Source organism: Acidithiobacillus sp. IBUN Pt1247-S3 (assembly GCF_041146875.1).
GTDB lineage: Bacteria > Pseudomonadota > Gammaproteobacteria > Acidithiobacillales > Acidithiobacillaceae > Igneacidithiobacillus.
On record NZ_JBFRXP010000001.1, the window covers coordinates 97,152 to 115,431 of the forward strand.

The window sequence follows — 18,280 nt, forward strand, 5'->3', positions numbered from 1 at the left end:
AGCGCGTTCATTGGCTTGAGTAGCTTGTGCTTCGGCGAGGCTAGCGCGTTCGTTGGCTTGAGTAGCTTGTGCTTCGGCGAGGCTAGCGCGTTCATTGGCTTGGTTTGCTTGATCTTCGGCGAGGCTGGCGCGTTCATTGGCTTGAGTAGCTTGTGCTTCGGCGAGGCTAGCGCGTTCATTGGCTTGGTTTGCTTGATCTTCGGCCTGTGCCTGACTGTTCAGCATGAAGCCATCAAAAACGTTGGGCGGGTATTTGAAAGCAGGGAGTAACTCTGCATGTTCGTTGACAACGTAAAAGCGGTTCAGGCCATCGGCATAAGAAAAGAGATAACCGGCCGCCAGCAGAATGGGTTCCCATGTTTCATGAGACTCGACTTGCGACGAGGGCAGGGTTGCCTCGACGACCACAATCCAGGGACGGTTCTTGCCCCAGTCATTCCCCTGCAGAGCCGCCTCCTCGAAACCCTCGACATCAATCTTGAGAAAGTGCACTTCCTGATCCGCAGACACATGCTGTCGCCAAATGTCCGCCAAAGTGGTGACTTGCACTTCCTGCCGGCTCAGGCTCCAGCCTTCCCTTTGGTGCTGTTCGGCTATTGCGTCATCAAGCGTGGACAACCCGGTTTTGCCCAGAAAATTCATCGAAGCAGCACCTTCGCGGTCACCCACAGCCACTCGCAAGTTTTTATCGAGTACCCGACACTCCTCCAACTGGCGATTGAATTCTGGGTTGGGCTCGATATTGACGCCGTGCCAGCCACGCTCGTAAAAAGCCTTGGTAACTGAATGTTCATCTGGCCACGCTGCACCAACATCAATATAAAAGCCCTTCTCGACATGCTTGAGTGCGCGCCACAACATGACGTCTTCGAAGTTTTGCGCATATGAAGTGAATGACATGTCAATGTGATTAGGCACGGCCATAGACATCGTCGAAACGAACGATGTCATCCTCGCCAAGATAATCGCCGCTTTGCACCTCAATCATGACAAGGTTGATAACGCCAGGATTTTCGAGTCGATGCATGTGCCCGGCGGGAATAAACGTAGATTCGTTGGTATTCAATAAAAACGCGTTGTCCCCGTTGATCACCCGAGCTATGCCGGATACCACAATCCAATGTTCGCTACGGTGGTGGTGCATCTGTAGAGATAGAGTGGCTCCCGGTTTTACCTCAATTCTTTTGATTTTAAAACGTTCTCCCTCTTCCAGCACGGTGTAGGTGCCCCAGGGACGGTGTACTTCGCGGTGTATTTTGTAGGCATCGTGGCCGCTGGCTTTGAGTTGGGCCGCGATCTGTTTGACGTCTTGGGCGCGTTTGCGGTCGGCTACCAATACCGCATCTGGGGTGTCCACTACGATGAGGTCGTGCACACCAACAAGTCCCACGATGCGTTCAGGGCTTTGCACATAGCAGTTGCGCGCATCGTGGATCAGTGCTTCACCAAGGATGCGATTGCCTTGCGAGTCCGCTGCTTGCAAGTCGCTCAGTGCGTTCCACGACCCGATGTCACTCCAACCGATATCGCAGGGTACTACGGCCACTTGGGCAGATTTCTCCATCAGCGCATAGTCAATAGAGATGTCGGGTACAGCTTCGAAACTTTCGGCAGGAAGTTCGACTTGCGCGAAATTCTCTCCTTGCATCTCTGCCGAGGCGCGGTAACAGTCTCGCACACTTTCCAGTACAACGGGTGCGTGTTCTGCCAGTTGACGCAGCGCAGTATCCACCCGCAAACAGAATATGCCGCTGTTCCACAAGTAACGCTCGCTTTGGAGATATTCAGTTGCTTTGTCTAAGGTAGGCTTTTCCACAAAGCGCAGCACGGTATTGCCTTCCGCTTCGATGTAACCAAAGCCAGTATCGGGTGCGGTTGGCTGAATGCCGAAGGTCACCATCTTGCCCTGCGCCGCTAGGGCACTGGCCTGGCTCACAGCAGCGGTGAATTCTGCTTGCTTGGTAATAAGATGGTCGGCGGCGAGCACAAGCAAGGTGGCTTCGGGCCCGAGATGCTCCTCGGCCCAGAGAGCGGCAGCGGCTAGTGCGGGAGCCGTGTTACGGCCAAAGGGCTCGAGGATGAAAGCGGTCGCCTGTGCTGCGGCATTGACCTCCGCGTACTCATCTTTAGTTTTAAAGACTAGGTCACGATTGGTGACTGTGAGAATTTGTACTACTCCGGGCAGCGCTGCTGCACGCAAAAAAGTCTTTTGCAGCAGGCTTTGCCCATCGGCCAGTTGCATGAACGGTTTGGGGTGCTGCTCACGCGACACGGGCCATAATCGGGTACCCGCACCGCCAGAAAGAATGACAGGCAGAAGCTTGGGCGAGCTATTCGTCATCTAACCCCCAAATCTCATGTTTGCGCGTGGAGACCACCTAGTGTTGGCAGTCTTTTGCATCCGCTTGCGAAATGATTCATATGGCTGCGCGGGGTTCATCACCCGATCGTAGACCTCCACTACCTCATCCACTGGACCGAACATTTTGAGCCTTCCTCTTTCGAGCCAGAGTACCTTATTGCAGGACTTGCGAATAGTATCACTGGAGTGGATGGCGAGAACCACAATTTCCGCTCGCTTGTGCAACTCTTCCAGGCGCTTGGCCGCTTTATCCTGGAAGCTGGCGTCTCCCACCCCAAGGACTTCGTCAAGCAACAATATGTCTGCATCCACAGCAGTAGAGATGGCAAACGCTAGCCGCACCCGCATGCCGCTAGAATAGGTGCGCAAAGGTAAGTCGAGGTAGTCATCTAAACCCGTAAATGCAGCGATTTCGTCTGTTTTTCTTTTGATTTCGTCGTGCGACATGCCCAGTAGTAAGCCGCGTAAGCGGATATTTTGGCGTCCTGTAGACTGGTCGTCCATCCCTAAGGAAATGTCTAATAACGGCACCGTTTTGCCGATAATCTCCAGAGTGCCAGCCGTAGGAGGGTAGATTCCAGCCAACACTCGTAGCAACGTGCTCTTTCCCGCGCCATTATGGCCAATCAAACCCAGTCGATCGCCACTTCTTAGATCCAGATCTAGGCCATCGATGGCGCGAACAACGACTACACCCTCATTGTCTTCCGCAATCCGATTGCGCCGCCCCATGCGCATGACCCGTTTCTTGAGGGACTGGCCTTTGACATCGTAAATTGGCAAATCTAAGGAAACCCCTCGTAACACTATGCTTGCTGTCACCGTTAGATCCCTGTCCTTGTCATTGTGCCGACATCAAAAAGTTAAATCCAATAGGGGATACGTTTAGCATATTTTCCGGTAAACAACAGTGCGAGCGTCCATCCAAAGACAACCATTGCGGACGCAATGATCCACGCTGAGGCGGGGGGGTATTCTCCCAACAGGGGTTCTCGCACGATATCAATAAGATAGGCCAATGGATTGACCTCAATAACCCATTTGTGATCTTTGCTTAGCATCTCGCCATGAAATAAAATGGGAGAAACATAAAAGGCAACTTGCAATAGTGAAGCGACAATTTGAGGAAAGTCGCGGAAGCGTGCGGCAACTACGCCTACAAATGATGCCATCCACATTGCATTTAACACAAAAAGAATGACGCCGGGGATGAATAACCAGATGGTAACCCAGCTTTTGACGCCAAAAATGACTAATACTATCAGCACAATAATAAAATTGTGCAGCCAAATTACGCCATTCCTCCAGGTTACTTGCAGGATGAAAACGTACTTTGGGGAGCGAATTTGTTTAATATAGCCAGCGCCGGCAATAAAGGCATTGCAACCATCGTTTACTATCCCGGAAAATAATCCCCACATGACAATGCCGATAGAGATCATTGGTAAATAAGTAGATAGATTTTGTCCGAAAAGAACCCCGTACAGTAAACCCAGTGTCGTGGCCATCACGCCCATGCTGATGGTGAGCCAAAAAGGTCCAAGTTTTGATCGAGCATAGCGTTGGCGAATTTCTACCCAACCCAACAATGCCCACAGACGCCAGGCGCGGGTGCTTTGTAATAAATCGCTAATGCCTACCGCAATAGCATTCATGCTACTTGATTCTCAAGGGGGCGCAACTGAATCTCCATGCACGTTTCAAGTGGTACCTTACAATCATCGCATTATCGAGCAATGGCCATGATCCAGCCCGTTTGAAACCGCGATAGCCTACTAGCAAAGTTTGGCGAGTGTCAATTTCAAAAAAAACCAAATTCCGCGATCACCTTTGCGGTGCGGCGCAGGATGAACTCTTTACGGACGTGTTCGACGACAACGACGGGAGGCATGGCTTAGAGATATTCCACGAGGATGGTCATATTTAACGTAGTACCCATTCGCCATGGGCCCTGATGGCGTCATACATGGCATCGGGGGCAAGGTCCACGTTACCGGGCCAGGTGACAGCGCCGTGCTCCACATGGACCTGCCCAAACAGTTCGGGGTCTTTGAGCGCTGCAAACACCCCAGTCAGATGTTCGGGTTCAAAGCGGACCTGCCCCTGTGTTCCATCGGCAAAACGCACGCGCAATGCCAAGGGTGACTCCATTTGAACCTCTACCACATCCCATTCCATGTTGCCTCCCGCTCTAAAGCCCAGGTGACCAGTTTTCACTTAGAAGGTAGCCGAGGGGGGCATTCATCGCGGTCTCAGGTCCTTGAGTGGGGGAACGGTACCGGGTCTCGGGGATACGGTCAACTGATCAACCCTTATGATGCAGCGAACGAATCATAGCCTCGCGCAAGATGGCATTCATACGAGTCTGATAACCCTTGCCCTGGCTCTTGAGCCAAGCCAGCACGTCCGTATCAATACGTACCGAAGCGTGTGTCTTAACGGGCTTGAAGAATGGGTTAGGCACCGCGCGCGCCCAAAACGCTTCATCCAGAGGGGGAATGTCACTGTAGTCGATGTCATTATCCGGCATTTCAGCCAGCGCTTTGAGTTCCGCCTTCCGTTCTTCAGTCAGCGGCGGTAGCTCGCTTTGCTTGTACCTAACCCTGCTCATAACGCCTCCGTTCCTTTCGGTCCACGCGACGGGCACTGATGATCCGTACCACCTCAACGCCCTCACTTTCAAAGCGCGCGGTGTGTGCCACCAGCAGCAGTAAGTAACCGCTGGCCATGCCGACGGTTTGCCAGCGCTGCTCACCACTCTCGATACGGTCTTGTTCCGACACAGCGAACGGGTCACCGAAGACCATCGCAGCTTCCTCGAACCGGATGCCGTGCTTATGGAAGTTGCTTTCCGCCTTCTTGTCGTCCCACTCGAAGTATCGTTCCACGCACTTGTTATATCATTTTTATTGTATACACGAAAGCAAGCTACAAAACGCGCAGCCTATCTTTGGGGTTCGAGCAGTCGGTGACACCGGCAAGACGGCGCGCACATTTCGTGGAATGGTGGTCTGGCCTTTGTTAGAGGTCTTCCACGAGGTGGCGGGCCTTGCGGCGGAACAGGAACATCCCCACTCTGGTCAAATACGGCGGCCTGATCTAGGCGGGCGCAGCTCAAAAACAGGTAGCCTCCCACGGGTTGATCACCTCAAGGCCTGCTGCCGCGAAAGGGCTGGTGTCGCGCGTGGCGACCACAAAGCCATTGGCAAAGGCAATGGCGGCAATGAAGGCGTCGGCCGTATCAATGGCCAAACCGGCCGCGCGGGACTTGGCCAGCAGCTCGGCGTAAGCCCTGGTGCATGCCATGTCGAACGATAGCACCCGATTGGCAAACATTGGCAGCAGTTCCTTTTCCAGACTCTTCTGCAGGCTGTCGCGGCGCTTTCCAGACGGCATGAGCGCGATGCCCGCCCGCAGCTCGGCTACCGTGATGGTTGAAAGATACAGCGTTTCCAGCGATTGCGCGTCGATCCAATCAATAACGCGGGCATTGGGCGCTTGGCGTTGGGGCTCGGAAATAACGTTGGTATCCAGCAGGATCATTCAAAGTCCACCGCAGGGGCGGGTGATTGGATGCGCGCACGCGCAAATAGGGCGTGTTCTGCATCGGTCAGGCCGCCAGTCTCACGGGCGATGGCAGCCAAGCGCGAGCCCAGTTTGACGCGACCCTCGGGCTTCGCAGCCCGTTCCAAAATGGCCCGGATTTCCGCCTCGGTGCTTCGGCCGTGATGGGCGGCTTGGATTCTGATGGCCCGATGTACCTCATCGGGCAGGTTTCTGACGTTCACATTTGCCATATGGTGTTACCTTAGCCACTTGCAATCAATGGTGCTAGTTTACAACTCTGATACCAATGGTCAAGCAGATGGGATCCTGACCTGCGTGCATGCCTGCTTTTTGATACCCGGTGCCTCTGCTAGACTTCGGGCACTGCTGGTCTGGATTGTTACCCATGCGTTGTCGCCCTGTTTCTCCATCGCGGGCCCTGCTGCTCGCGCTGCTTCCCTTCGTTGCCTACGGGTTTTCCTGGTATTACAACGGCCAGTACATCCCATTGCTGGCGGCAAGTATGGTTACGCTGTTGTTGTGGGGAGGCATCGGGCTGTGGCCGCGCACCCGTGCGGGATTTCCCTGGCCGCGGGGGTTTCTGCCGGTGTTCATGTTGGTGTGGTTAGTCTGGTTTTGGCTCACGCTCTTTTGGAGCCATGTCCCTTATAGTAGTTGGTTCTACTTTTGGACTCTCGGGTCTTTGCCCTTGGCGTTTCTGATTGGCGCTCTTATGCAACCTGAGGAAGCACGCTGTGCGTGGCCCTGGTTCTGGCGGGGGGTGCTGGCTAGTGCTTGGATACTGGCGAGCATTGGGCTTTGGCAATACTACCAGCTATTGGGAGCAGGGGCCGGATGGCAAGGGTTGCGGCCGCAGGGGCCGCTGCTGGACTGCAACAGTTATGCGGCGTGGATGAACCTATTGTTTTTTCCCTTGGTAGCCGTGTGGTTTCTACGCGAGAGGCAGCGCAAGGTGGGACTTTTCGATCGCCAGATGGATTGGGTCGCCTTGGGTTATCTGCTGACGATTGCCGTCGTCTTGTTGGCTGACTTCGGTACCGGTAGCCGGGGTGGGTTGTTGGCTTGGTTGTGTACTTTGCCATTTGCTCTTTGGGGTTTGGGGCGGGGGAATGGGAAGCGTTGGGCAGTAATTTTACTTTTAGTGGTCATCGCGTTCCTGTTGATGAACTATCCCAAAGGTTTCGATATCGTTGGTCAGCTACGTCCCGGTTATATCGGGAATAATATCGCCACCGTCTCCCGCGGCCTGATGTGGATTGCGACCTGGCATATTTTCCTCGCCCATCCGTACATAGGCACTGGTCTTGGCAGTTACTTTCTCTTCTACCCGGAATACCGCTTGCCCGCAGAACTCGCCTCGGCGGGGACCTACGCCCATAACGACTATATCGAGTTCTTGGCCGAGGGCGGGCTGATCAATCTCGGTTTCCTGCTCGCTTTTGCCGGTACCTTGATGTACGCCTTGTATCGTCTGATCTTTCGCGCCGCGCGATTGGGGATCAGCGAGGAGAATCGCTACTGGGCCTTGGGCCTGGTACTCGGGGTCTTTGCCATTACCGGCCATGCCCTGGGTAACTTTATCTTTTACAATCTACCCCTGAGCATTCTGGCTGGGCTCTTTTTGGCGCAGGCCTGGCGCCTGTACCAGCAGCCAGCAGAGACGGCGCCCATTTTGCCGCGCCTGGGCTTTCGCCATTATGGTGTGGCGCAGTTGCTGATGGTGCTGGCATTTGTGGCGGCGGGGTGGTTTCTGCTCCTCGATGCCGGCGTGTATCTCTTGTTTAGTGATAATGCCTGGCTGAGTAGCGTGATCACCCAGCCCAATGCCCGCGCGGTATTCTTGATGCGCGCGGCACGTTTTCTGGAGGTGGCCCGGCCGCAGGCGACTCAGCCCTGGGTGTATATGGGGAATGCCTATCAAAACCTGGCGGCAGAGGCGAAGACGATGCCCACGGCCCAGCGTAAGGTGCTGCTGGATGCGGCCTTGCAGCAATATCGCATGTCCCTGGTTGGCATTCCCCGCCAGTCGGGGGTCTACAATGCCATCGGTAATGTGTACGTCAGCCAGTGGCAGGTGCTCGGCATGGACCACAAAGAGGCCCTAAACAAGGCGCTACTGGCGTGGCGCCGAGGCTTGGCCATCGACCCGAGCAGCGTCAACCTGCGCAGCGAGATTGCCAGCAACGCGTTTTTTGCCGAGGGTCATGTGCATGGTGGTTTGAACTTCCTTAAGGATGGCCTGCAACGACCACTCTTTCCCGAACCACGGGCGCTGCTGCAGTGGGTGATTGCCAGCAACGAGTGGCGCATGGCCCACGACCCGCACGCCGCCGAGCAGACCCTGATCCGCAGCTTGCGTGCAAACCCGGATTTTGCGCCCTCTATACAGTTGCTGCGCGAGATCGTCGCCGCGACACGCTCGCAAAAATAGGCTGCGCGGGCAGCCTGGCAGGGGAAAAATCTGGGTATCCGATTTCCGTGATTGAAATCATAGGCTTCGGTTCGGCGTAATCCCTTGCAGGATTACGGCTCCATGCCATTCAGTTCCATGAACACGGTTTTGGGATAACCTTATTTTCTTGCCTCGGATTCCAAGCTGCGTAAGCTTTCGTCCGCCCCAGCCGCAGCGGTCAGGTCCGCAACATTTTCCTTGGTGAAAAATCCTTGAAATCCACGAAAGCGCTGCACGTACTCAATGATGAGTGAGGTGTGGGTCGATGCGCGCGAAAATATCTGTTTTAAGCCCTCTTGTTCAGAGCCGATAACCTGCAAAAGAAATTCCTGCCCACATTCCGCTAGGCTGGACACTACGTAGTCAATATTGGTCTTGCCCTGCGTTTCTCCATCGCGTACCGCGACAGCAATGTGATGCAGGCGAGGGCCAAAATTGCGCACAAAAGATTCCGTAGGGGAGGGGATTTGCAACAGGTGGTTGCAAAAATACGGATGGTTGGCTGCGGTAAAGACTTTGGCTGGGGTATGGAGCACGTCTTCATAATGCAGACTTTTGGTGACGTTGGTCGAGGAGTTTTGATCTGGGATGTCGTACGAGCCCCAATAGTAGTAGCTGGATAAACTGAGGTATTCGAGTATCGCAACTTCTCGGTTCTGGCTATACACCCGCGTTGCCAGGTGATCAATAGGGAGTAAGAGCTCACTGATTTTGAGTTGCTCCCGCAGTTCCTGAGCTTCTTCAAAGGCCGCTTGCATTTCCGGATCGATTCTGGAGTTGCCCAGGGCGTATACACGGATATCGTTATCTGGACGTTCACAATATCCCACAATGTTGTGCGTATAGGGAGAAGGTTTGACGATGGCCATATTGCCCGGCAGCTCCATTTGCCGGATCTGCTCTTGGTTGAAAAAGCGTATTTCTCTCGTCTTCTGGATTTCTACAACCTCGTGAAGATTGCTAACCTGAAAAATCTCCCCCATGTAACGCGAATTTGGTCTTTTCGCGCCAATCGGGTAGACCTCATTCAAGCTGCGAAAAATTCCGCGAAGGTCAGGATCTTTTACCTCGCGCACGAGAATGTCGGGGACGTCCATATTGATGCGCAAGATGTGGGTCAGATGCTGGTCCGTGTCGAGGGTGACCAGATAGTTGTAGGGTGTCATCAAACAGAGTTCGCGGATGTAGGCGGCGGAGTGTCCGGGTTCCAGGGTCATCATCAATGCGTCGATACGACGAATATTCTCTGTCAGACCCAATTGGTCTCGTTCCTCGAGAAGGCGGGGTAGCCACTCTTCAAAAAAGGCCGAATTGGCTTTGTCACCCTGGCGGGGATACGCAGTGTAACTATTCACAGCTTGCTCCTTGCTTTACCACATTTTCAGGTCTTCGCTTCGACGGAAAACCCCCGCATTGGTGCGCCCAGAGGGAATCGAACCCCCAACCTACGGCTTAGAAGGTCAAAAAAGACCATTTGCTAATCAATGAGTTACATCATAAGCTATTAAAATCATTGCACTTTCATAGACGCCCATACCCGCTCAAACACGGCCAAACACCAAGTCAGTGGAGCGACATTTCATTGGTTCCAATATTATATCCCCCTTACCCTCAAGTACAGGATCGTAACGCCCACCTAGAGCACCCATAGGTGACAGGAATCTACTGTCATGAACGAAGAAAGCTAGAAACCGTTGGATCTGCGCGGCGCGAAGGCATCGCGTCCTTCTTTTTTCCTGCTGCCAGATACCACCGGATGGTTGATGAAACAACCCTTAAAGGGTATTGTTCCCCAATGGAGAAGCGCAGACCACACTATCGCCTTACGGAGATTCAGAACGATGTGCGCAAACGAGGTGTTGCGGCATTCACTCTAACCGCGCAGAGAAACGGGCTGGCAATGGGATTGACGACCGGAGAGATGGTGGATGTGGTGTGCGGACTCACTCGCGTAAGCTTCTACAAGAGCATGACTACCATTGAGGATCCCAGGCTTTGGCAGGATGTGTACCACGCCACGGTTCGCGCGGGGAAAGTGGCGTACATTAAGATAACCGGATTTACGGACGAACATCCGCCGGTGATTCAGTTCAAGGAGAAATGACCATGATACGACAATGCAGAAGTTGCGGGCATCGCGGGATGGTACGCAATGAAGATTATCAGGAGAAGTTGACCTTTGGCAGTGAATCCATGACCCTGACAGGGCTGAAGGGCTGGTTCTGTCCCACTTGCGGAGAGGGTGAACTGGATGCGGAAAGTAGCGAAAGATACGCGAGCGCGCATGATGCGCTGATCCAGCGCGTTCGATCCATGCAGCGGGAAGATATCCGCCGGATTCGTAAGAAACTTCGGCTCACACAGGCCGAAGCGGCACGGCTCACCGGCGGCGGCAAGAATGCCTTCTCCCGATACGAACGCGGCGAAGCGGAGCCTGTGGCGGCAGTCATGAATCTCCTTCGTCTGCTGGACAATCACCCGGATTTGTTGCGCGAACTGAACCATGGCCTACATCCTGAAAACCATGTCGCCCACTGAGAATGTACCCACCCTCAAAACGGAAGCCTATTTTCGGGATCGCCAGGCGCGCGGCGCTCTAGTCGCTTCCCAAGTGTTCGAGTTTGTGCCCCATGCTTGCGGGTTGGTGTCCCATGAGTGCCCCACGGACAAAGAAAAAGGCCCCAGCGGTGACGCTAGATCCTTGATTTAATTGGTGCGCCCAGAGGGAATCGAACCCCCAACCTACGGCTTAGAAGTCTGATATTATCGTGTTTTTTGCCGTCCGCCTGAATCCGTAGGCATATTGCAACCCATTGTTTACCTGCGTATCATTGTTTTATGGCGTCCTATCGCGTCCGTCCCTAGCTTCCGAAAAGTGGGGACTGTGTGGGGACGCTTAAGCAAACGCTGATAAACGAGGGATAACGCCATGCTGACCGCGAAACTGATAGACGCCACTGCAAAACGTGCCGCCAAGGAAAAGCGCGCCATCACCATTACCGACGCCACCATGCGCGGGATCGGCAGTCTCCGTCTCCGTCTGTCACCCGGCGGCACAGCATTGTGGATTTATCGGTACACCACCAGCGACGGGAAGCGCGACGACTTACCTATTGGCGGATACGGCACCAAGGCAGGGTGTCTCTCGCTGGAACAGGCCAGAACGCAAGCGGCGCAATATGCCAGCCTGTACCGCGAAGGCCATCACGATCTACGCGCCTATCTGGATGCCAAGGTAGCGGCGGAAGCTGCACAGCTACGGGAGCGGGGCGAAGAATCACAGCGCCTTGCTGCTGGCAATTTGGACGCGCTACTGGATGCCTACGTGGGCTATCTCAAAGACAAAAATGCACCCAGCGCAAAAGACGTGGAAAGCATCTTCAACCTGCACGTCCGCATCCTTCCCGGCCTGGTGCAGAAACGGGCCAATGAGATCACGCCTCACGATCTGCGGGCCATCTTCGACCGGCAGCAACAAATGGGACTACGACGCGCCCTGGGTAAGACCCGCGCCGCGATGCATTCAGCTTTTAATCTGGCGGCAAAATCGGAGTTTGATAGCACCATCCCCTTATCGTTCCGATCTTTCAAGGTGCTCACTAATCCAGTGGCGTCATTGCCCACCTACAGTCAGTTATCCAAACCAGGCGACCGCGTCTTATCCCATGCGGAGCTGCGGACGTTATTGCTTGCGCTAAAAGCAGACGAGCGCATGAGCGTCAAGACACTGCTGATCGGTTTGTACCTTGGCGGGCAACGTCCTGCACAGCTTGCGCGTGTGACCGCCAGCGACGTCGATCTTGAGCGCGGCATCATCACATTGCATGACGGCAAGGGCAGGCGCACCCATCCGCGTCTGCACGTATTGCCTATCACCGACGCGATAAGGCCCGTCATCGAGCAGTTATGCGCCATCAATGCCGACGCGCCAAGTCTGTTCAGTTCAGACGGGCAAAGCATTCCCCACACCACGACGCTTTCAAAGCTGGTGCTGGAGATCGGGAAACGCGCCTATCAGCTCAAGGACGTGCGGCGCACGGCGGAAACCGAACTTGCCGCCATTGGTGTTAGCAAAGATATTCGAGCGCAAATATTGAGCCATGAACTCGGCGGGATTCAGGCACGGCACTACGACCGACACAGTTACTTGCCAGAGAAAACCGACGCCCTGGAGAAATGGGCGCGGCACCTGGACGGTATCGAGCGCGGGAATGTGGTCACACTGCGACGGGGGGCGTGAATGTCGCGCCATCGGTACGGAGTTCTTTTTTGGCGGGGGGATAGTGGGAAACAACATTCACAACATTCACAACATTCACCTTGCAAACGTAACCCATAGGGTTATAATGACACCCAACAGGTTACGGGCATGATCCAGGGCTTTCGACACAAGGGATTACAGAAGTTTTACGAAACGGGTAGCAAGGCCGGGATCATGGCCGAGCACGAGAAGCGATTGCGGGTGCTGCTGGCCCGTCTGGACGCAGCGAAAGAGCCTGCTGACATGGACCTACCGGGAACCCGGTTGCATGCGCTCAAGGGCGATATGGCGGAGTTCTGGGCGGTGTCCGTATCTGGCAACTGGCGCTTGATCTTCCGTTTCGTAGGATCGGATGCCGTAGCCGTGGACTATCTGGATTATCACTAGGAGATCAACACCATGATGCACAATCCCCCACACCCAGGCGAAACCATCCGGGAGTTATGCCTGGAACCCTTGGGCATGTCGGTCACTGCTGCGGCGGATGCCCTGGGTGTTACGCGCAAGGCGGTTTCTGAACTGCTGAATGGGCATGTGGCGATCAGCCCGACAATGGCTTTCCGTCTGGCGGCAGTGTTCGGCGCAAGCGCGGAGTCCTGGCTTACTCAGCAAGCACAGTATGACCTTTGGAAGGTTCGCCAGCATCCGCCGAAGGTGAAAGAGCGCGTCAGCGTGTAACCAGTTTACGCCATGCCCTAGGCTGATCCCCGAAAAGGTCGGCACCCTTCCGACCCTGAGCATGGCACCTATTCCAAAGGGGCGCATAGGGGGCGCGAACATGAACAGAATCATACCATTACCGGACTTAATGCTTGCCATGATCGACGTGCAGATGGTTGACGCAGAAGCGCGTATTCGTCAGGCGTGGTCTTTGTCGCCCATGAAGGAAAAGTACAACCCGGACGATGCCGTGCGGCACCAGCGGGATCGTTGGGTGCAGCCGAGCGTGGAGAGCCAGATAAAAGGGGCGATGGAGCGTGGCGATCTGATCGTCAGGAACTACAACGGGATACGCATATCGAGCAGGCTTGACGGGCCTGCAACCCCATTCGCGGTAGATGTTGCGGACGTTCAGAAGTGGATGACGGCAGAGAACTATCCTCAAGAAGAGCAGCGGCTTGTGCTGGCGCGGATTGCACCCGGCGAGGCACCACAGCGTCAGCGCGGCAGGCAGGCGGACCCGATCAAGCGCCAGCAATATAAAGACGGCAGAAACAAGATCCGGGTAATCGCCAGGGAGATGCACAATGCAGGAACAACGGTAGACATAAACCACTTGGCGGCGGAACTGGTGCGGCGCTATCCCGGAACTTCGGACGAGACATGGAAGAATGAAATCGCCAACGCTGGCGGCATCAAGCAAATCCGCACAGCCATTGTCGCACCTTCTCCAAAACCCGCGAAGTCTGCATTTATGAAATAAATAGGCTATTCGTAAATGATTTAGATCATAAACCATAAATGCCCCGTACAGACACAAAGAGAACCGGCCAAGTGCCGGTTTTTTATTGTGTTTCCGTATCTGTATGCAAAGGACTTGACAAGCTGAAATAGTCATAAAGACGGTATGTGACGTGCATTAACCAAAGGAGCACGTCATGGAACCCTTAGTATTGAATCTGAAAGCGGTACAGGAACGGACTACCCTGTGCAAATCCGAAATCTACAAGCGAATAAAGAATGGTGACAATTTTCCCGCGCCGCGAAAGATCACGGAAAACCGAAGTGTATGGGTGGCGGCTGAGGTCGACGCATGGATTCTTAGCCGTATTGGCGAGGGGGTATAAAAAATGGACGCCCTCCCGAAAGAAAACGCCCGTTACAATCAGCCAATAAATTATACTGCAATCCGCGCCGCACGGCACCTACTGGCCGGAATCGCAGCCCTGCGCCGAGTAGATAACCCGACCGCCGAAACTCTCGCGCTCATTGGCCTTGTGGCCACCGACTTACGACTGGCGCTTGAAGCTTTACGGGAGCGGGGTGCGCGTCATGACTGACTATATCCGCGAAGTGCTCGGTGACATGGCAAGTTGCGGCATCGTGCCGTCTGACCCTAGCGTCATCCAGTTCGACACGGCAACCATGATTCGCTTTCGCGTCGCGGGCGACAAGCCGGGCACTCTGAATGGATTTTGTCGATTGTTCAGTGATGGCCTGCCGGCTGGCGCGTTCGGAAGCTGGAAAACCGGCTCGCAGCATGTTTGGTGTGCCAAAAAGCAAGCCGATCTGACCGCCGCTGATGCGGCGGCGATTCATGCCCGCCTGGAGGCCGTCAAACGCGAGCGGGAGGCCGAGCAGGTACGGCAGCACCAGCAAACGTCAGAAGTCGCTACAGAGCGATTTAGGGGCCTCCAAGAGGCATCGCCGGATCATGGTTATTTGGCGCGCAAGAGGATTCCGGCATTTACGGCACGCCAAGAGAAAGGTTTGCTGGTTTTGCCAATTCAGGACTTCGACGGTCAGATTCACAGCCTGCAAACGATAGCCGCAAATGGCCGGAAAATGCTGCTCAAGGGTGGCGCAAAACGTGGTTTTCATATCCCGATTCGTGACAGCGGCGATGGTCGATTGCTGGTCTGCGAGGGCTTCGCCACTGGCGCGTCATTGGCCCTGATGTTTCCCGAAGATGGAGTAATCGCTGCGATTGATGCCGGAAACATGCCACCCGTGGCAAAAGCGGCGCGAGAGCAGTTCCCTGAACGCGAGATCGTCTTGGCTGGCGACAATGACCCGACCGGCGTGCGGTTCGCCAATAAAGCAGCATGGGACATTCAAGGCCGGTTAATGATCCCCTCGATACCTGGCGCGGATTGGAACGACATTTTTGTCATGGAGGTGGCAAATGGCAGTCGTTAATTTCCCAACCAGCGAACCAAAAAAACCCGCAAAGCCGGATCATGTGCAGATCGCGGAATACCTCAGCCCTGATGGCGATCTGATCTATGCTCAGGACCAATTCTGGCGGTTCGACCCCGTTGGAATTTGGAAGCCATACCACGACGAGCAAGTAAAGCGCGACCTACAGTTAATCCACAGAAACCTGCACATCGGTGCAAAAGCCGGAGACATAAATGGCGCGGCGAGCATGGCAAAAGGCGTTTATTACCGAGATGTTGAATGGGACAAATCCGACCAGCGTGCAGTCTGCGCCAGCAATGGCGTGCTGACTTATCAGGGCGGCGAATGGCGCCTGACGCCTTATCGCAAGGAGGATTACCGGCGCATCAGGCTACCCGTTGTTTATGATCAAAAGGCCACTTGCCCACGGTTCACGCAATTTGTGCAGGAAGTGTTCGCTGGTGCCGATGACGCCAAGGAACGAATCCGCGCCTTGGTGGAGATGATCGGACTTACCTTGACCGCAACAACGGAATTTGAGAAGGCCGCGCTTTTGGTTGGCAGCGGGGCTAATGGCAAATCAGTCACACTCCGGTTATTGGGCGATATGCTTGGCGATTATGTTTCTGGCGTGAATCCGCAAGAAATGGATAATCGCTTCCAGCGAGCAAGCCTTGATGGAAAGCTGGCTAATATCGTCACCGAATTACCGGAAGGAACAACGCTTCCCGATGGCGCGATTAAAGCCATTATCAGCGGCGAAGCATGCACCGTCGAGCATAAGCACAAAAACCCGTTTTTGATGACGCCAAGGGTGAAAATCTGGATCGGCACAAACCACATGCCGGGTACACGAGACTTTAGCCCGGCGTTATTCCGCCGCTTCCTGATATTGAAGTTCCAAAATGTATTTAACGACAAAACCAAGGACACCCGGCTATCTGAAAAGTTACGGGCGGAAATATCCGGCATTTTGAATGCGTGCCTGGGGGCACTCGGAAGCGTATTTGATCGCGGCGAGTTGACCATACCGCCGAGTTCACATGAAGCCGTGCAGGATTGGAAACGCGACGCGGATCAGGTGCTGACTTTTCTGGAAGAGGAAATGCTCAAGGAACCCGGCGCAAAAATCAGCAGCGCCGATGCCTACGCCAAATACCAGCAATGGGCGATAGGCGCAGGCATTCAGCGGCCCGTCAGTCGGAAGGCACTCACTCAGCGGATCGAAGCCTTGGGATGGGGCACACCGGGCAAGGCCGGATCCCAGGGGCAGCGTGTCATCTGGGGGATTCGGGAGCGCCAAATGGGGGACATGCCATGAGCAAGGAAAACGATTACGCGATGGCCCAGGTGAGGCGTTTCATTAGTGAATCGCTCAGTCTGGAATCGTGGGACGTCATGCACAGTTCGGATGTGTACAGGCAATACCTGACATGGGCACACAACGCCAAGGCTACGCGTCTCCTATGTCACCGCGCTCTTACGCGGCGTCTGGTGCTCATGGGCTTTGAAACCGTCAGGGGCGCAGGTGGCACGCGGTTGATACGCCAAAAAGGAGGCATCTAATGGACACTTTTTGGGCTGATATTTTGTCTGGCGGCACGGGCGCACGGGCGCGTAGGGCGGATGCAAGCTGCTGCAACGCTACTACAGCGAGTTTGTACATACATAAGGCACATATAAGGCGCAATGGGGAAAACGCGCCCTACGCGCCCGTGGTACCCGCAACAGTAACCACCGAAAACCCAAGTATTCCTGCTGATAATCAATCACTTGGCGTTAAATCCGCTGTTTTGGCGTCCGGTGGCCTTGAGGGTGCTGGCACAAATGGCAATAGTTTGCGCAAACTTTTGGACTCAGCAACGGCCTATATCGCGTGCTGCGACTGCCAGCGGTTCGAGCCAATGCCGCCAGAGGTCGGGGACCCTGCATTCGGCCTTGGCGCCTGCACGCTGACGCTGGGCGGCCTGCCGCCTGCAGGAAGCCGACCGCACCCGACCCGAGGCACCAGCGCACCATACCCGCGAGCATTGCGGCGCTGTTCTGATTTTCAACTGAAGGAGACGAAACTATGAAGACCGAAACATGGAATCCTAAAAAGGCCGCGCACCTGGTGGCAAAACTCATGGAAGCCTTGCCGCACGTTGAGGCCGTCGAGTTGCGGACCTGTGGGGGGCTGACACTAAGCGCCTTGTTCGACCCGGTCACTTGCTCCGTCGAGTTTGAGGACGGGGAAGGCCGGATTATCGCCAGGGTAAAAATCAACGTTTAGCGCGATTTGCAAAACCACCCCATGAAAGCGCCGGAAACGGCCCTAGAACGCACGCAATGGGCAGGGGTGCTACTGTGCCCCACTCACCAGCTCAAAACGGCTTAGGCGTCGATTTGAGCGGCACTATAAAAAAAGCGGCCAATGTGAACGCGGAAAGCCAATACTTGCAATGCTTGCAAGTCCATTGTGAACGCATTGTGAACGCCCTCATTGTGACCGCCGGAATCCAGTATCAGCAAGCCCTGCACGCCCATGGTGACCGCTCCCATTGTGGACGCGGTAACGCTGCAACGGCGGGGCTTGCAGGCGCATTGTGGACGCATTATGGACGCCTTGCCACCACCAGCCCGGCCAGTTGTGCCGGGTTTTTTTGTGGCCGCGCTGTCACTGTGACCGACGCCTCATGAATGAAATTCACAGGCACAGGACTTGCACTACTACTAGCAAGAATCGTCCCCATGAATTTTATTCACATGGCGGCGGTAACGATACCGATAGACCGTTTTTGCAAAACTGACCTCATGA

Annotated in this window: 24 protein-coding genes; 13 read left to right on the forward strand and 11 right to left on the reverse strand. The window is 54.8% G+C overall.

What is annotated here, in order from left to right; all coding sequences use genetic code 11:
* The 9 genes from AB4090_RS00510 to AB4090_RS00550 all read right to left on the reverse strand — a co-directional run.
* Positions 1 to 930 (reverse strand): FkbM family methyltransferase (locus AB4090_RS00510; RefSeq protein WP_369571895.1); only part of this gene is annotated, 930 nt, incomplete at its 3' end.
* Positions 911 to 2,341 carry a mannose-1-phosphate guanylyltransferase/mannose-6-phosphate isomerase gene (locus tag AB4090_RS00515; protein WP_369571896.1) on the reverse strand — a complete coding sequence of 477 codons (1,431 nt, stop codon included), beginning with the start codon at positions 2,339 to 2,341 and terminating at the stop codon, positions 911 to 913. The genes AB4090_RS00510 and AB4090_RS00515, both read right to left, overlap by 20 nt.
* Positions 2,342 to 3,145, reverse strand: a complete 804-nt coding sequence (locus AB4090_RS00520) for an ABC transporter ATP-binding protein (RefSeq protein WP_369571897.1) — start codon at positions 3,143 to 3,145, stop codon at positions 2,342 to 2,344. It lies immediately after the preceding gene.
* Between the two features lie 80 nt (positions 3,146 to 3,225).
* Entirely contained in the window at positions 3,226 to 4,017 is a 792-nt protein-coding gene (locus tag AB4090_RS00525) for an ABC transporter permease (protein WP_369571898.1), read from the reverse strand.
* A gap of 268 nt (positions 4,018 to 4,285) precedes the next feature.
* Positions 4,286 to 4,540 carry a DUF2442 domain-containing protein gene (locus AB4090_RS00530; RefSeq protein ID WP_369571899.1) on the reverse strand — a complete coding sequence of 85 codons (255 nt, stop codon included), beginning with the start codon at positions 4,538 to 4,540 and terminating at the stop codon, positions 4,286 to 4,288.
* 127 nt (positions 4,541 to 4,667) lie between these two features.
* Positions 4,668 to 4,973 (reverse strand): BrnA antitoxin family protein, encoded by a 306-nt coding sequence (locus AB4090_RS00535; RefSeq protein ID WP_369571900.1) that lies wholly within the window; start codon positions 4,971 to 4,973, stop codon positions 4,668 to 4,670.
* Positions 4,960 to 5,250: a BrnT family toxin gene (locus tag AB4090_RS00540; protein WP_369571901.1), complete on the reverse strand. Its 291-nt coding sequence runs from the start codon at positions 5,248 to 5,250 to the stop codon at positions 4,960 to 4,962. The genes AB4090_RS00535 and AB4090_RS00540 overlap by 14 nt, the downstream gene beginning before the upstream one ends.
* 226 nt (positions 5,251 to 5,476) lie before the next feature.
* A complete protein-coding gene (locus tag AB4090_RS00545; RefSeq protein WP_369571902.1) occupies positions 5,477 to 5,905 on the reverse strand; it encodes a type II toxin-antitoxin system VapC family toxin in 429 nt (142 codons plus the stop codon).
* A complete protein-coding gene (locus AB4090_RS00550; protein ID WP_369571903.1) occupies positions 5,902 to 6,159 on the reverse strand; it encodes an Arc family DNA-binding protein in 258 nt (85 codons plus the stop codon). Before AB4090_RS00550 ends, AB4090_RS00545 begins: the two co-directional genes overlap by 4 nt.
* A gap of 155 nt (positions 6,160 to 6,314) precedes the next feature.
* Between AB4090_RS00550 and AB4090_RS00555 the strand changes: the two genes are divergently transcribed.
* Positions 6,315 to 8,360: an O-antigen ligase family protein gene (locus AB4090_RS00555; RefSeq protein ID WP_369571904.1), complete on the forward strand. Its 2,046-nt coding sequence runs from the start codon at positions 6,315 to 6,317 to the stop codon at positions 8,358 to 8,360.
* A 140-nt stretch (positions 8,361 to 8,500) separates the two neighbouring features.
* Here AB4090_RS00555 and AB4090_RS00560 read toward each other — a convergent pair whose 3' ends face one another.
* On the reverse strand, positions 8,501 to 9,736 hold the full coding sequence (locus AB4090_RS00560; protein ID WP_369571905.1) for a hypothetical protein: 1,236 nt from the start codon (positions 9,734 to 9,736) through the stop codon (positions 8,501 to 8,503).
* A 401-nt stretch (positions 9,737 to 10,137) separates the two neighbouring features.
* Here AB4090_RS00560 and AB4090_RS00565 point away from each other — a divergent pair, with 401 nt between their 5' ends.
* The 11 genes from AB4090_RS00565 (at position 10,138) to AB4090_RS00615 (ending at position 17,755) form a co-directional block, all read left to right on the forward strand.
* Positions 10,138 to 10,485, forward strand: a complete 348-nt coding sequence (locus AB4090_RS00565) for a type II toxin-antitoxin system MqsR family toxin (RefSeq protein ID WP_369571906.1) — start codon at positions 10,138 to 10,140, stop codon at positions 10,483 to 10,485.
* A 2-nt stretch (positions 10,486 to 10,487) separates the two neighbouring features.
* Positions 10,488 to 10,919, forward strand: a complete 432-nt coding sequence (locus AB4090_RS00570) for a type II toxin-antitoxin system MqsA family antitoxin (RefSeq protein ID WP_369571907.1) — start codon at positions 10,488 to 10,490, stop codon at positions 10,917 to 10,919.
* Between the two features lie 391 nt (positions 10,920 to 11,310).
* Positions 11,311 to 12,621 carry a tyrosine-type recombinase/integrase gene (locus tag AB4090_RS00575; RefSeq protein ID WP_369571908.1) on the forward strand — a complete coding sequence of 437 codons (1,311 nt, stop codon included), beginning with the start codon at positions 11,311 to 11,313 and terminating at the stop codon, positions 12,619 to 12,621.
* Positions 12,622 to 12,750: 129 nt separating this feature from the next.
* On the forward strand, positions 12,751 to 13,029 hold the full coding sequence (locus AB4090_RS00580; RefSeq protein ID WP_369571909.1) for a type II toxin-antitoxin system RelE/ParE family toxin: 279 nt from the start codon (positions 12,751 to 12,753) through the stop codon (positions 13,027 to 13,029).
* Positions 13,030 to 13,041: 12 nt separating this feature from the next.
* Positions 13,042 to 13,320 carry a HigA family addiction module antitoxin gene (locus AB4090_RS00585; RefSeq protein WP_369571910.1) on the forward strand — a complete coding sequence of 93 codons (279 nt, stop codon included), beginning with the start codon at positions 13,042 to 13,044 and terminating at the stop codon, positions 13,318 to 13,320.
* A gap of 139 nt (positions 13,321 to 13,459) precedes the next feature.
* The gene (locus AB4090_RS00590; protein WP_369571911.1) at positions 13,460 to 14,065 is read left to right on the forward strand and encodes a hypothetical protein; all 606 of its coding nucleotides are present in this window, start codon (positions 13,460 to 13,462) and stop codon (positions 14,063 to 14,065) included.
* 175 nt (positions 14,066 to 14,240) lie between these two features.
* Positions 14,241 to 14,429 carry a helix-turn-helix transcriptional regulator gene (locus AB4090_RS00595; RefSeq protein WP_369571912.1) on the forward strand — a complete coding sequence of 63 codons (189 nt, stop codon included), beginning with the start codon at positions 14,241 to 14,243 and terminating at the stop codon, positions 14,427 to 14,429.
* 3 nt (positions 14,430 to 14,432) lie between these two features.
* Positions 14,433 to 14,642, forward strand: coding sequence for a hypothetical protein (locus AB4090_RS00600; RefSeq protein WP_369571913.1), 210 nt, complete (start codon positions 14,433 to 14,435; stop codon positions 14,640 to 14,642).
* Positions 14,635 to 15,501, forward strand: coding sequence for a toprim domain-containing protein (locus AB4090_RS00605; protein WP_369571914.1), 867 nt, complete (start codon positions 14,635 to 14,637; stop codon positions 15,499 to 15,501). The genes AB4090_RS00600 and AB4090_RS00605 overlap by 8 nt, the downstream gene beginning before the upstream one ends.
* Positions 15,488 to 16,804, forward strand: coding sequence for a phage/plasmid primase, P4 family (locus AB4090_RS00610; protein WP_369571915.1), 1,317 nt, complete (start codon positions 15,488 to 15,490; stop codon positions 16,802 to 16,804). Before AB4090_RS00605 ends, AB4090_RS00610 begins: the two co-directional genes overlap by 14 nt.
* A 750-nt stretch (positions 16,805 to 17,554) precedes the next feature.
* Complete coding sequence (locus AB4090_RS00615; RefSeq protein ID WP_369571916.1) at positions 17,555 to 17,755, forward strand: hypothetical protein; 201 nt, start codon at positions 17,555 to 17,557, stop codon at positions 17,753 to 17,755.
* 101 nt (positions 17,756 to 17,856) lie between these two features.
* Here AB4090_RS00615 and AB4090_RS00620 read toward each other — a convergent pair whose 3' ends face one another.
* A complete protein-coding gene (locus AB4090_RS00620) occupies positions 17,857 to 18,009 on the reverse strand; it encodes a hypothetical protein (protein ID WP_369571917.1) in 153 nt (50 codons plus the stop codon).
* Position 18,010: 1 nt separating this feature from the next.
* Here AB4090_RS00620 and AB4090_RS00625 point away from each other — a divergent pair, with 1 nt between their 5' ends.
* Entirely contained in the window at positions 18,011 to 18,148 is a 138-nt protein-coding gene (locus AB4090_RS00625; RefSeq protein ID WP_369571918.1) for a hypothetical protein, read from the forward strand.
* Positions 18,149 to 18,280: the final 132 nt, after the last annotated feature.

Excerpts from the sequence above, each read along its gene's own strand:
- AB4090_RS00605 (WP_369571914.1), top strand. The coding sequence starts at position 14,635 with ATGACTGACTATATCCGCGAAGTGCTCGGTGACATGGCAAGTTGCGGC.
- AB4090_RS00610 (WP_369571915.1), top strand. The coding sequence starts at position 15,488 with ATGGCAGTCGTTAATTTCCCAACCAGCGAACCAAAAAAACCCGCAAAG.
- AB4090_RS00585 (WP_369571910.1), top strand. The coding sequence starts at position 13,042 with ATGATGCACAATCCCCCACACCCAGGCGAAACCATCCGGGAGTTATGC.
- AB4090_RS00580 (WP_369571909.1), top strand. The coding sequence starts at position 12,751 with ATGATCCAGGGCTTTCGACACAAGGGATTACAGAAGTTTTACGAAACG.
- AB4090_RS00545 (WP_369571902.1), bottom strand. The coding sequence starts at position 5,905 with ATGATCCTGCTGGATACCAACGTTATTTCCGAGCCCCAACGCCAAGCG.
- AB4090_RS00530 (WP_369571899.1), bottom strand. The coding sequence starts at position 4,540 with ATGGAATGGGATGTGGTAGAGGTTCAAATGGAGTCACCCTTGGCATTG.
- AB4090_RS00535 (WP_369571900.1), bottom strand. The coding sequence starts at position 4,973 with ATGAGCAGGGTTAGGTACAAGCAAAGCGAGCTACCGCCGCTGACTGAA.
- AB4090_RS00515 (WP_369571896.1), bottom strand. The coding sequence starts at position 2,341 with ATGACGAATAGCTCGCCCAAGCTTCTGCCTGTCATTCTTTCTGGCGGT.
- AB4090_RS00600 (WP_369571913.1), top strand. The coding sequence starts at position 14,433 with ATGGACGCCCTCCCGAAAGAAAACGCCCGTTACAATCAGCCAATAAAT.
- AB4090_RS00525 (WP_369571898.1), bottom strand. The coding sequence starts at position 4,017 with ATGAATGCTATTGCGGTAGGCATTAGCGATTTATTACAAAGCACCCGC.
- AB4090_RS00615 (WP_369571916.1), top strand. The coding sequence starts at position 17,555 with ATGAAGACCGAAACATGGAATCCTAAAAAGGCCGCGCACCTGGTGGCA.
- AB4090_RS00590 (WP_369571911.1), top strand. The coding sequence starts at position 13,460 with ATGATCGACGTGCAGATGGTTGACGCAGAAGCGCGTATTCGTCAGGCG.
- AB4090_RS00620 (WP_369571917.1), bottom strand. The coding sequence starts at position 18,009 with ATGGGCGTGCAGGGCTTGCTGATACTGGATTCCGGCGGTCACAATGAG.
- AB4090_RS00555 (WP_369571904.1), top strand. The coding sequence starts at position 6,315 with ATGCGTTGTCGCCCTGTTTCTCCATCGCGGGCCCTGCTGCTCGCGCTG.
- AB4090_RS00575 (WP_369571908.1), top strand. The coding sequence starts at position 11,311 with ATGCTGACCGCGAAACTGATAGACGCCACTGCAAAACGTGCCGCCAAG.
- AB4090_RS00550 (WP_369571903.1), bottom strand. The coding sequence starts at position 6,159 with ATGGCAAATGTGAACGTCAGAAACCTGCCCGATGAGGTACATCGGGCC.
- AB4090_RS00570 (WP_369571907.1), top strand. The coding sequence starts at position 10,488 with ATGATACGACAATGCAGAAGTTGCGGGCATCGCGGGATGGTACGCAAT.
- AB4090_RS00565 (WP_369571906.1), top strand. The coding sequence starts at position 10,138 with ATGGTTGATGAAACAACCCTTAAAGGGTATTGTTCCCCAATGGAGAAG.
- AB4090_RS00595 (WP_369571912.1), top strand. The coding sequence starts at position 14,241 with ATGGAACCCTTAGTATTGAATCTGAAAGCGGTACAGGAACGGACTACC.